We start from the raw sequence: 12,594 nt of genomic DNA on the forward strand, positions 1-12,594 counted from the left end.
TATGCAACAAGGATTTTTGTATGAAAAATAAGTTTTTAGTTCTATTAGGTTTGTTTTGGGTAAGTATTTTCGTTTTTTTGGTCTTCCAAGGCGTTCAGCCACGTGATACAAGTGACAACGAACAAAATTTGCAAGACACAGAAGAACGAGTAGGCGGAGTTAAAGAAGTCGTCGTTACCGAAGAGGAAAACACCGAACCGCAGCTTGAAGATGGTGAAGTCGTGGAAGAGATTTCTCCATCGCAGGATACGGCCTTAAAACCCAAAGAACTGCCCAAAAAACCGATTGTCCAAAATCTCAACAAATTGCAAAAACAGCAAGAAGAGAAACGAAGTGCGAATGTGACACGCATCGAAATTTTTCCGCAAAAAGTGACACTCAAACCCGGAGGATCGGATATTTTTACCGCCACGGCGTACAACGCACAAGAGCAACCAGTTTCTTTTTCGGGAAAGTGGAGTACAAATGCTGGTAAAATCGAGTATATGGCCTCAAATAAAATCAAACTTACTACTTATCGTTCGCTACAAAGCACTGGTTGGCTACGCTGTACCGATAAAAAAACACTTGCCAACGGCGATGCCTTTATCGACATTACCGAAATTCCACGTTTATCGCGCTTTTCTATAGAAGGTTTGCCCGGTACATTGAACGCAGGGGAAAGTTGCGACCTTCGCGTCGTTGCCTATGATCAGTTTGGTGATCGTTTCCCCATCAAACCTGAATGGAATACTCCTGCGGGTACAATTAGCGCCGAGGGGCATTTTGTAGTGGGTAACAAATATGGACGCCACGAAATTCGTCTGCGCGATCGCAACAGCGGACAAAGTATATCGCGTTTTGTTCACATACAAGCGCCGCTCAAAGTCATTGATTTATATGGTACAGAAAAGAGCCTACGCCCAGGAGAAACATTCCAATACCGCGCCGTCTGCTTTGATCGCTATCGCAATGAAATTAATTTTCCTGTAAAATGGTCGGCAACAGGTGGTCAAGTAGACGCCAACGGAAATCTGACCCCCGGCGAAATTCCTGGCACCTACGAAATTTTTGTCGAAGGTATCGGAACGGACATCCGCGTGGGAATGTACTATAAGATTATTCCGATTATAAAAAGCATCAAAATTGTCAATATTCCCCCATTCATATACGGTGGTGATCGCCATGTTTTTCAAGCCGTGGGCTACGATTATCAAAATAGACCTTTGTATTTTGAGCCTGTATGGAAAGCGGGAGGGGGACAAATAAACGCCAACGGAGAATTTCTCGCAGGAAACCAACCGGGAACTTACAACGTCACCGTTTCCGATGGTTATGGCGTCGAACAGACAGCTTCTTTTGTCATTAAGGCCGAAATAACCGAAAAAGATTTTGAACTTACTGGAGATGTGCTTTTTGAAGATGGCGAAAGAGTAGTGAGTATACAACATGCCACAGTTACCATATTTAAAACAGGTAGGTTTATCATCTCCTACCAAGTACGCGTCTTTCAGGAAAAAAGTTGGAATTACCAACTGCTCTTTCGTTTACAAAATAACAATATTTTTGAGGTAAACCCTGCCACCGTAAAAAAAAGGCCTGGGCAATTCAATTTTACCCAAAGAGGACGCAGCCAAACAATACGCAGAACTTTTCGCAACATTCGAGCTGTAGACGCACGATTCCGTTAGGCCAATAGAAATCATCATCTAATGGAATCAAAATGATAGAAGTTCATGTGTTTTCAAGGCGAACTCAAGTTCGAAAATCAGTGTAAATTGTTCGAATAATTCCTTATTCATTTTCACGACTGAGGTTTTCAATGAAAAAATCTATATTACTGTTATGTATCATGTGGATACCTATATTTGCAGAGTATGCAATGACGATTAACAAAGTGGAAGTTGCTGCCAAAAAGCCCAATGGAAAATCATGGGATGCTCTCGGCAAGCCAGACCTCATTATTTCCATTTATAAATGGAACGGTAAGGTGTGGCAAAAAAAATTTACTTCTGCAAAACTTTCCAATGTGTTAAAGGTGGAAAAAGAAATAGACACAAAGATCAATGTCGTTGCCGGAGATAAAATCAAAATAACAATAGAAGACTCCGACTTGCGCAATAATGACGCTATTGGACTCAAGGAACTCACGATTACAAAAGAGCACATCACCGCAGGGACAATTAGTACCTCTTTTTCTTCGGTTGTTGCCTTTCATGCCAAATTAAAAATGACACCTCTTTCCTACAAGGAAAAAAGGTTACTACAAGATGTTGCGTACTTTTTGAATGCGGCAGGAAACACGGACGACAGTAGTGTTGCCAATAAATACCTACAGCAAGCCAAAGACAAAATAGCGGAAATGCCGGCAAGTCGCGCTACGCATCCTTCCATAAAAGAGTATCAACAAAAAATAGCCGATGCCAAGGTCAAAATAGAAACGAAAAAACAACGTTTCTCGTATCAAGACAGTAAAAAACTCAACAACGTAAAGTACTTCCTTGATAATGCGCAAAAAAGCAATGATGCCGAAGTGATCAAAAAATATTTGGCTCAGGCAGAAAGTGATCTCGAAGCGCTTGTTGAAAAACACGCACAACATGAAAAGGTTCTCGGACTTGTAAAATCCTTTAAAGAATTGCAAAACAAAGTCAACGAAGCAACAAAGCCCAAAGTACAAGAAAATACCAACACTACGACAGCTCCAAAGAAGGAAGAGCTTACCTATCGTGAAAAACGTGCCCTTGGTAATGTACGCGCTGTACTCAGTAATATCGACCGACTCACCGACCCCGACGTTTTGCGCTCTTCTATTAAGAACGCTCAGTACCAAATGACCGACCTACAAAACAAGACCGATCATCCCGAGGTGCAGGCTCTACAAAAGCAAATCGACGCACAGCAACAACGTTTGAAAGACATCGTTGCCGCCAAAAACAATACCAACACGACCACAACAGTTCCTGAGAAAAAAGAAGAGCTTACTTACCGCGAAAAGCGTGCCCTTGGTAATGTACGCTCTATACTCAGCAACATGGATCGCATCAATGATCCCGACGTCCTACGCTCTTCTATCAAGAACGCTCAATCTCAAATGACCGACTTGCAAAACAAGGCCGATCACCCCGAAGTTCAGGCTCTGCAAAAGCAACTCGACGCACAGCAACAACGTTTGAAAGACATCGTTGCCGCAAAAAACAACACCAACACCACGACGACGACCGCTCCGAAAAAAGAAGAGCTTACTTACCGTGAAAAACGTGCTCTTGGTAATGTGCGCGCTGTACTCAGCAACATGGACCGCATCACCGACCCCGACGTTCTGCGCTCTTCTATCAAAAACGCTCAGTACCAAATGACCGACTTGCAAAACAAAACCGCTCACCCCGAAGTTCAGGCTCTGCAAAAGCAACTCGACGCACAGCAACAACGTTTGAAAGACATCGTTGCCGCCAAAAACAACACCAACACCACCACGACGACCGCTCCGAAAAAAGAAGAGCTTACTTACCGTGAAAAACGTGCTCTTGGTAATGTGCGCGCTGTACTCAGCAACATGGATCGCATCACCGACCCCGACGTTTTGCGCTCTTCTATCAAGAACGCTCAGTACCAAATGACCGACTTGCAAAACAAAACCGCTCACCCCGAAGTTCAGGCTCTGCAAAAGCAACTCGACGCACAGCAACAACGTTTGAAAGACATACTTGCGGCAAAAAACAACAACAATACCACGACTACACCTGACAATACTCATACACCCAAAGAACTCACTTACCGCCAAAAAAAGGCGATTAAGAACCTGAAGGCTACTCTTGCGAGTACAGGGCGTGTCAAAGATGTAGATGTTTTGCGTTCGATGCTCAAAAATACCTCTTACTACACAGGAGATCTCGAAAGTGTTCGCAATCACCCACAAGTCAAACCACTATTCGAACAAATTGCGGCATTAGAAAAGCGCATCGCCGATACCGCAAATAGTGCACAGCGAGCACTAATAGACCGTGTTCTTGGAATAGTAGGAAAAGGACTCAAAGCCACCGACAACATGTTATTGTTGTGTAAGTATAAATTCAACCAGGATAAAATCATTGAAGTCGGGAAAAGTCTAGAAAAAGAAAACCCCAGTGTCAGAAGCTATTTCCAAGATATTGACCGCGGTGGACGTTATCTTGATTCAGCCATCGACAGCGTTTTATCGGCACTGAGAGAAGATACCAAAAAAGCTTTAGAGATCGAAAATTCACCTTATGATCCTCGCTACAAAGCTTTACTACTCCATGAGGAGATTGCGCCGAAATTCAATGAAATGAAGAGCAAACTATCCGACGCAGCGACACGTATCAACGATTTATCCAACGAGCGTTTTGCCGATGTGGAACAAGTCATCAAACAACGTGATCAGTGGAATAAAGGACCAAGAACTTTTAACCAACCGTTAGAAACGTATTTTCAACAAAACAAAAAGTTGATTGCTGTTCTTGGCGCAGGAATCGCACTGTCTCCACAAATCGAAAAATGGTGCAAAAATATTGAAGCAAATTCGAAGAAGGCTCTTGAGTACAAGGAATTCTTGGGACTATGCGATAGTATTCGCAATATCACCGAGAATAACCAAGAAGATTTTAAGCGCAGCCAAATTGCCGATGCCAAGAAAAAAGCCCAAGGCAATGCGTTACTACAACAATTTCTCGATTACTACATCACCTATGCGGATATCTACAATGAAATTGACGGTACGTTAAAACAGCTTAAACAAGATTTACTTGGCCGTATAGAAACCGCTTCACAAAAAGCGGCCCAACAAGGTTTTGATACATTTCGCGATCAATACACCCAGGCAAAAGCCAATCGTATGGATATGCTCAACAATCCTGAAAACTACGAAGGTAAGATCATTGCCAATGCCAAATTCCCTGTGGCAAGTTGGAACACCAAAGGATGGTTCTTACAACACGGTAATGAAATGTTTTCCTATGTGTGGGACCCACAATTGTGGAAACGTTTTCGCGAAATAGAACTCGCCGAATTCAAGATTTTTAGGGATTTCCGTGCGGGAATTTTGCAAAAATATGAAATGACGAAGGAAGGGCATATTGATTGGAAATATCCTGGACTTGTCGACATCGAATTCGTGGCAATTGTCGATGGAACTACTTCGTACACACCTACACGCGAAGTTCTCGATTCGCGAGGGCGTGTTATTTGGATAGAAAAGCTTCCGCCTATTCAAATAGTAAATGCTCGTGTTGTCGGAGTAAAAAGTCGTTATTTTACACTGTGGCTGGGAGGTACCGACACTTTAAAGCATCTCGACACCGGTGGATTGCCTCGTAAGTAAAGTTGAGTACTTTGCAACATTAGTCGATATTCTCTGAGTATAGAAATATGCTAGTATTTGGTGCCCTCCCGCCGGCTAACGTCGGCAGGAGGGCATCACATACCAGCGAATCCAAAACGTATTCACCGCCGCTTGAAAACTCAAAGACTACAGCTAAAAAAGGCACCAGTTGAGGCACCAGTTGAGGCACCAGTTGAGGCACCAGTTGCACAAATAAAAGATTTTGTTGAAGAAGCAATAATATTGGCTGATTTAGAAAAAAAAGTGGTGTTATTGTGCGAAGAAAAACCTCTGACACGATGACAAATTACTGACTATTGTTTTGGGGATTCACAATCGGCGTGTTGCGGAATGATGCTTACAAAAGAGGAGTTTGGGCATATCTCTCCAAAGAAAAATATCTCCGAGAGGAGGAGACATTGGCTTGTAGCTAAACCACTCTCGGAGTTTAGTTCACTGCAATTGACCTTGGGGGGACTCGAACCCCCATACCTTTCGGCACAACGCTCTGAGTGTTGCGTGACTACCTAAATTTCACCACAAGGTCGGGAAAAGAGACGGTAGGAATCGAACCTACATACCACTTGATATTCCTGAGGTTTTACGTCCCTATTTTAAAACAGAGGCCGGCATTCTGTTTTTCGGTGAAGGCATAAAAAAAGCTTCGGATCATCCGAAGCGTGTGTGTCTATGTCGTCGCGATTGCCTTCGCTCGCGTCACTAGGTGACATCACAGGCTTCCTTAAATTCTACGTGTTGAAATGGTTTTTTTGTATATAGATCGATACTGGAACGAATTTTTTTAATCTTCATCCTTTAACTCTCCTAAAGGTTTTTTGTGAATGGTTAAAATCTATTACAATTTACTTACATTTACCTGAGTTTTTTGTAACCTAAACTTTTGTCTAGGGAAGAGTTTTGTACTAATTACAATTTCGGTTATTACTAGCCCCAACTACAGTGTTTTTGAGTACTGTAGTTGGGGATGTAACAAACCTCTATTGGTAATTAGGTTTTTTTGCAACACTCTGACGGGAATTCTACAACACGATTTATGGAAAATGCAAATTAAAATATTTTTTATTTTAAGAATTTTGTTTAAGTTTAGATATTTCAATGGCTTACAATTTCTTTTTTTATTTTTTTGTCATTTAGTCGCAGGGAAATATTTCCAGTAAGTTTTCGTCTATGTAAAAATCGTGGTGCAGTGCTTGGTCTCTTTTTTCTTTGGAGGGGAAAATTACGTGTCCCCAGCCTTTTTGCTTTTGACTTCCTGTTGTTTTGAATGTCACACGTGCTTTGAGGGCGTCTAATTGTTGAAAGGTGTTTAGCAATTGTTTTTTTGTGGTTCCTAAGGGAACATGATTAATGTTAATCGAATGTTGTCCGTATTGTGAAAAAGGTATAGGAGAAAAATTTGGCGTTGTGTTCGCTGAAAACGGCACTACGTGACGCACTACGGTATCGTGTAGTAATTTTGACATTATGTAGATTTCTTGTACTTGAAATTCAATGGGTTTCCAATTTTTTTGTAGTTTTTCCATGGTGTTGTGCAACGTTTTTTCGTCGGCTATTTTGGCGATGGAAACGTGAGGATTGAATCCCCTGGAGATCTTGTTTTCTAAAAAGTGAAGATTTGTGCATGCCGTAGAAATTGCGCTTTGCAGTTCTCGCAAGGCGTTTTGTGGATTTACTTCGGGAACAAGGTACAGCGTGTAACCGCGACGTCGATGTCTAAAAAAATCAAATTTGCTTAGTTTCACAGTAAATACGGGAAAGTCTTTCAGTGCTTCACATAGGTGCTTTCGCATATCTTCAAAGCGGTCATCTGCGGCAATGGGATCTAGGAGAGTGATGTGCGGTGCTTCTAGTTTTGGTGGCCAACCGACGGTCAAGTCAAAACGTAGTTGGTGAATGTTATTTGTTTTCCAGTGTTGACTTGGCATAAGGATCTTTGTTAGACCCTTTACACCGGTTGTCATACTTTTATCGACCATGTTCATTTGCCTCTCGTAATTGTTATTGTTGAGATTTATTTTTTATCGATGAGTGTTATTGAATCGCGAAAAAATTGGGCTCTTGTATGGAAACCAAGAGACTGGACGATGGCTGCGAGTTCGTCGTAGCGTTTTTGTAAATCAACAGGTAAAAACCACTGCAATTTACACAAGCAAACTGGGCAAAGCCATAGCGGACCGCGGTCGGACTCTTCGCGATTATTGGAACCATTCATACAGCAGGCAAAGGCAATGCAATGTTTCATGCCGAGCATATGACCGATTTCATGTGTGGCGGTTTTTGCTGTGCGTAAGAAACATCGCAAGAACAACTCTTTCGACGAAGATGGATCACCATTGCGATACATAGAAAAAACACCTACGCGATGAGTTAACGATGCTTGGCCGTAGACAAAATTCCAACTTTCTCGTGGATAGAGATCTGTACCTGTCAAAGCGATATACGCAATCGCATCTTTAGGACGATTTGGGTATAAGACTTTGCGTAGTATGTACGTTGTCAGAATTTGTTTGTCCCCCCATGAGGGATGAATCCGTCTCGCCGATCTGGGAATTTTACTCAAAGGTATTGGTTTGGTGAATTTCACCGGTACTTGAAAGTACGAACTAATATAACGCGTTACTAAGGCGACTACCTGCTTTTGTTCTTGGGAAAAATCACCCAATTTTTGAATGTAAATCGTGGTGAGTTTGGAATTTTTTTGGCGTTTTTTGTACTGAAAGAACGTTTGTCCTGGCTCTTTGTGACTTGGATACCAGTCATGCATTCCGCCAGGATGGAAGATTTTGTGTTTTTCAATAAGAGAGAGAAATGGTTTTTGTAATTCATCCACCGCACGAAAGTGGTGGCGTTGTAGTTTTTCGTCGAGAGACGAAACGTCTTTATAGTATTGTTTCTGCGATGGTAACTTATTTTCCTGGGAACATGCTAGAGTCAGTAAGGACAACACTACAATTGTAAATACGTAAGTTTTCATGCGAAATCCTTTGCTTCTAACTAATAATTTTATTCTCAACTCGGTTGAGAATCCTCTTAAAAACGAGATAAAAAGGAGTAGCTATGAATGCGATACTAAAAGAAATCGAAACAGCAAGAAAATACAACGAAACAAACCTTGAACTATGCGGTATGAATCTCAAAGAATTTCCCATGGAAGTTTTGCAAATGCCAGAGCTCGAAAGTCTAAATTTAGCGAGCAATGAAATTAGTAGTTTGCCACCGCAAATTACACAGCTGACCAATCTAACAAAGCTAAACCTCAGTTTAAATCGGTTGAAAGAGGTTCCGCAGCAAATTTGCGAATTAAAAAACTTAATGTTTCTCGACTTAAAAGACAACATGCTCAAGACTTTGCCCGAGGAAATCACACAACTAGTGAATTTGCAAGTTCTTCTCCTACGCGCTAACATGTTCAAGGAATTTCCACAACCGCTTTTAAAGATGAAAAGCATAGGCGCTTTAGACTTATCAGAGAATTTTATTGGAGAAATTCCACCACAAATTTCACATTTGCAAAATCTTGAATCATTGGCTCTGCACAGGTGTTCACTGCAAAGTTTGCCTTCACAGATTGCCAGCTTAGAAAAGTTGAAAGTTTTATTGTTATCGGACAATAATTTGCAACAATTGCCTCAGGGAATGTCGCGACTTACAAAACTTACACATTTATTTTTGTACGAAAATTCTCTGGTGGAACTTCCGCAGGTGGAGTTTTTTCCACATTTGCAATACCTAAACATCGCTTACAATGAGTTGCAATTTCTTCCTTCTTTTGCCGATTTAGTTTTGTTGGAAGAGTTGTATGCCAATGGCAATCAACTTCAGGAAGTCCCTGCGGGAATAGGTAAACTCCAGCAACTAAAAAAGCTCGATTTATCACAAAACAAAATACGCAGTGTACCTTTAGAAATTAACGAACTTAGTGATTTAGAGGGACTAGATTTAAAAGGAAATGAACTTACTAGTCCACCAGACTTTAGTGGTTTACGCTGCGAATATCTCGAATATTGAACATAGTTTTATTTTGTATCGATGGATGTTTCGCTGAAAAGTGAAGCATCTATAAATTATTCTACGTTGTGTGGCGCAATAAATGCTAGTTTTTTCAGAGCTTTACAAAAAATTTTATACTTTTTTTAAAAATATATTTGACATTGCAGAACGATCGTTTTATAATTTTTCACGTTGGCTTAATCACCCGACGCATTTCAAGTTTATATTTTTTTGTCGTTTTTCAGAACGATCATTTTAAAACAGGAGAAATAATCATGAGTTATGATATCAAAGATAAGGTCACTTTAGTCACCGGAGCAAATAGAGGTATTGGTAAGGCGATTGTGGAATCATTTATCGCGTATGGAGTAAAAAAAGTATATGCCGCGGTACGCAAATTAGAATCTGCCAACGAACTCATTGAAAAATACGGCGACAAAGTTGTCGCGGTAGAAATCGACTTGGGAAAACCACAAACCATTATCTCTGCGGCAGAACAAGTACAAGATGTCGAAGTTGTGGTCAATAACGCTGGTGTATTAGCTTTATCAAATCCTTTGTCAGAAAATGCTCTTGAGTCATTAAAATTTGAAATCGATATTAATTTATTTGGTTTAGTACGAATTGCACAGGCTTTTGCTCCTGTCTTACAAAAAAACGGTGGCGGAGCTTTTGTACAATTGAATTCGGTGGTGTCTTTAAAATCTTATCCCGATATTGCAACGTATTCCGCTTCTAAAGCAGCGTCATACTCGATTACTCAATCACTGCGCAGTGCGCTGAAGGAACAAAATACCGCTGTCTTAAGCGTGCATCCTGGACCAATTGCCACGGATATGGCGGAAGATGCTGGTATTTCAGACATCGCGGAACCGGTTACAGTGGTTTCGGAGGGAATTATTAATTCTTTAAAATCTGGAGACTTCCATTTATTTCCCGATACCATTGCCCGAGATCTTGGAGAAAAATACCAAAGTTTTGCACAAAATGCCATATTAGCAGAAGAGTAAAAATATAGGCCAGCCAGATTAGCTAAGGCGTAAAATTTTAAAAGATAAAAACTTACAAATCCATGTCATTCACGCGTAAGCGCATGGCTATCAAGTTAAGCGTGAAAGCTTTCTTAATAAAGACTTACAAATCCATGTCATTCCCGCGTAAGCGGGAAACCAGCAATGTAAAATTGACTTGTAAACGCTGGATCCCTGCTTTTGCAGGGATGACACCATAAGAGGTTTACATTTTAGCTTGACAGTCATGTGCTTTTGCAGGATGACACCATGAGGGTTTTATATCTTAACTGGCCTTAAAAAAAATGGTTTTCAACTTTGGTGGCAACGGTTATTATAGAGAAAAGTAGTAGGAGATAATTATGCCGCGATTAAAAGAATACCACAAGGAAGACGTGCTTCATGCTGCGATGAACGTATTTTGGGAAAAGGGATTTCACGGAACTTCCGTCAACGATTTAGTAAAAGCAACCGGTTTAAACAAGCATAGCATGTACAAAGAATTTGGCAATAAAGAGGGATTGTTCAAAGCTTGTATTGATAATTACGTTGGTGAAGCGATGAAAGACAATATGAGTATATTGCTTCGCAAACCTTTAGGTTTTGAGAACATCAAAGCGTTTTTTTACAATTGCATTGACATACTTACCAACAAGCAGTGTAAAAGCTGTTTTCTCGTCAATAGTGTCGCAGAAAAAGAAGTTTTGAATGAAGAGATCAATTCGTGTGTCAAAATGCACCTAGTTGCACAAGAAAAAGTTTTTTACGATTGTCTACAAGCTTCGCAGCAACGTAATGAAATTGCCGCAGATAAAGATTTAGAAACACACGCGCGTTTGTTGATGTGTTTTTTAGAAGGAATGAGCATTACCGGAAAAATTCATCACGATCGTGAAAGTTTACACAAGATGGTAGAACGGGTATTTTCTCTTGTTACATCGAGTTAGTTGTCAGAAGTATAGTATTTCTAATGATATGCGGTGCCCTCCTGCCGGCTAACCGCCGGCTGTCCTCCCACTGGGAGGACTTACGTAGTGTACTTCGTAAGAGAAAAAACGACACGTTGATGCGTTACAAATACTCATGCTGGTTGACTTGAACCAAAGTTGCGTTTTTTCAACACTTTTTGATATACGTAAACTCTCCCGCTGGAGAGGGCATCGCATACCAGCAATTATCCATACTTAAGTGAAGCTAAGTTTAAGACCAATCGCGAGAAGCTTGTAGTAAGCGACGCAATTGTTTTTCCCACAACCACTGCATTTCCTTCATGGACTTTTCACTGAGTCCCCACGAAATCGGAACATAGAACGCTAGAATAATACATAATCGATAATCGTCAAGACATTGTTCCCAACTATAATTTTGTACTCCGAATTTTTGCAGGTTTCGGTGATATGTCTGCAACGTTGTCATTTCAAAACTACGGCGCTTGTCAGTTTCCCAGCAGGGAATTGTCGCATAAACCAAGTCGTACATGCCTAAAAAGTGAGTTAACGACCACAAAAATGGTTGGCGATCGATGATATAGGTTTTGCCTTTTTTATCATAGGGTGACATGACATTACATGGGTTCGCGTCACCGTGAATTTTTGTAAAACCATTGCGGTACTGTTGTCGTTCGTAAAATTTTTGTCCGCAGTTTTCGATAATGTTGCCAATGGAAATTTTGTCTTGTTGAGACAACGAAGTATGCGAAAAAATCGCGGGCAAACCTTGTGATGTTTTTTCAATATATTTATCCACCGCAGAAATTGGTGAATCCTCCTGCCAGTAAAAAGCGTGTAAGCGCGCTAGCTCTTTTGCCAATTCAATAGCGTGTTGTTGCGTTGGTTCAATATCTTGGTTGGAATAATGTGTCGCGGATAAATCTTCGAGTAACAAATGATAACCACTCTCACTATATTGGGCATCATAACAAACGGGGATCGGGGCATTTTTTAAATCGACATAGTCTTTTTTATAGTAATCGTATTCTGAGTCGGTGATGAAATATGCACAGTTTTGGCAAATTTTGAGAAAAAAAGATGTGGGATAGCTATGGTGATCTTCGCAATATTCTATATTTATGATCGCATTGTTTGCGTGGCGTGAATTGCCGCAATTTAAGGTGACGTTTTTGATCTGTGCTTGGGGATAAAATTGGTTTATTGTTTGTTGTAACCACTCTTTGGTGATTTGTGACGTGGATTCAAGTACCATGTAAATCTTTCTAGGTTTTCGTGTATCTACTTGTGTTTGTGAGACGGGCGG

Annotated in this window: 8 protein-coding genes and 1 tRNA gene; 5 read left to right on the forward strand and 4 right to left on the reverse strand. The window is 40.8% G+C overall.

Annotation, left to right across the window (positions count from 1 at the left end):
- The first annotated feature begins 20 nt into the window (after positions 1 to 20).
- Positions 21 to 1,670, forward strand: a complete 1,650-nt coding sequence (locus UABAM_RS25100) for a hypothetical protein (protein ID WP_151970748.1) — start codon at positions 21 to 23, stop codon at positions 1,668 to 1,670.
- 131 nt (positions 1,671 to 1,801) lie between these two features.
- Entirely contained in the window at positions 1,802 to 5,320 is a 3,519-nt protein-coding gene (locus UABAM_RS25105; RefSeq protein WP_151970749.1) for a GumC domain-containing protein, read from the forward strand.
- 463 nt (positions 5,321 to 5,783) lie between these two features.
- On the opposite strand, the gene UABAM_RS25110 is transcribed toward UABAM_RS25105, so the two are convergent.
- The 3 genes from UABAM_RS25110 to UABAM_RS25120 all read right to left on the reverse strand — a co-directional run bounded on the left by UABAM_RS25110 (position 5,784) and on the right by UABAM_RS25120 (position 8,315).
- Positions 5,784 to 5,867, reverse strand: a tRNA-Leu gene (locus UABAM_RS25110).
- Between the two features lie 604 nt (positions 5,868 to 6,471).
- Positions 6,472 to 7,317, reverse strand: a complete 846-nt coding sequence (locus UABAM_RS25115) for a 2'-5' RNA ligase family protein (RefSeq protein ID WP_173013567.1) — start codon at positions 7,315 to 7,317, stop codon at positions 6,472 to 6,474.
- Between the two features lie 35 nt (positions 7,318 to 7,352).
- Positions 7,353 to 8,315: an archaemetzincin gene (locus UABAM_RS25120; protein WP_151970751.1), complete on the reverse strand. Its 963-nt coding sequence runs from the start codon at positions 8,313 to 8,315 to the stop codon at positions 7,353 to 7,355.
- Positions 8,316 to 8,398: 83 nt separating this feature from the next.
- Between UABAM_RS25120 and UABAM_RS25125 the strand changes: the two genes are divergently transcribed.
- The 3 genes from UABAM_RS25125 (at position 8,399) to UABAM_RS25135 (ending at position 11,288) form a co-directional block, all read left to right on the forward strand.
- Positions 8,399 to 9,349 (forward strand): leucine-rich repeat domain-containing protein, encoded by a 951-nt coding sequence (locus UABAM_RS25125; protein WP_151970752.1) that lies wholly within the window; start codon positions 8,399 to 8,401, stop codon positions 9,347 to 9,349.
- Positions 9,350 to 9,606: 257 nt separating this feature from the next.
- Positions 9,607 to 10,341 carry an SDR family oxidoreductase gene (locus UABAM_RS25130; protein WP_151970753.1) on the forward strand — a complete coding sequence of 245 codons (735 nt, stop codon included), beginning with the start codon at positions 9,607 to 9,609 and terminating at the stop codon, positions 10,339 to 10,341.
- Between the two features lie 362 nt (positions 10,342 to 10,703).
- Positions 10,704 to 11,288: a TetR/AcrR family transcriptional regulator gene (locus tag UABAM_RS25135; RefSeq protein WP_151970754.1), complete on the forward strand. Its 585-nt coding sequence runs from the start codon at positions 10,704 to 10,706 to the stop codon at positions 11,286 to 11,288.
- 253 nt (positions 11,289 to 11,541) lie between these two features.
- Here UABAM_RS25135 and UABAM_RS25140 read toward each other — a convergent pair whose 3' ends face one another.
- Complete coding sequence (locus UABAM_RS25140) at positions 11,542 to 12,543, reverse strand: protein kinase family protein (protein ID WP_151970755.1); 1,002 nt, start codon at positions 12,541 to 12,543, stop codon at positions 11,542 to 11,544.
- Positions 12,544 to 12,594 lie beyond the last annotated feature (51 nt).

The sequence above is a fragment of the Candidatus Uabimicrobium amorphum genome (genome assembly GCF_009002475.1).
Lineage (GTDB): Bacteria > Planctomycetota > Uabimicrobiia > Uabimicrobiales > Uabimicrobiaceae > Uabimicrobium > Uabimicrobium amorphum.

What these genes read in the sequence shown, in the direction of transcription:
- UABAM_RS25100 (WP_151970748.1), top strand. Translation starts at nt 21, where the DNA reads ATGAAAAATAAGTTTTTAGTTCTATTAGGTTTGTTTTGGGTAAGTATT.
- UABAM_RS25105 (WP_151970749.1), top strand. Translation starts at nt 1,802, where the DNA reads ATGAAAAAATCTATATTACTGTTATGTATCATGTGGATACCTATATTT.
- UABAM_RS25135 (WP_151970754.1), top strand. Translation starts at nt 10,704, where the DNA reads ATGCCGCGATTAAAAGAATACCACAAGGAAGACGTGCTTCATGCTGCG.
- UABAM_RS25115 (WP_173013567.1), bottom strand. Translation starts at nt 7,317, where the DNA reads ATGGTCGATAAAAGTATGACAACCGGTGTAAAGGGTCTAACAAAGATC.
- UABAM_RS25140 (WP_151970755.1), bottom strand. Translation starts at nt 12,543, where the DNA reads ATGGTACTTGAATCCACGTCACAAATCACCAAAGAGTGGTTACAACAA.
- UABAM_RS25125 (WP_151970752.1), top strand. Translation starts at nt 8,399, where the DNA reads ATGAATGCGATACTAAAAGAAATCGAAACAGCAAGAAAATACAACGAA.
- UABAM_RS25130 (WP_151970753.1), top strand. Translation starts at nt 9,607, where the DNA reads ATGAGTTATGATATCAAAGATAAGGTCACTTTAGTCACCGGAGCAAAT.
- UABAM_RS25120 (WP_151970751.1), bottom strand. Translation starts at nt 8,315, where the DNA reads ATGAAAACTTACGTATTTACAATTGTAGTGTTGTCCTTACTGACTCTA.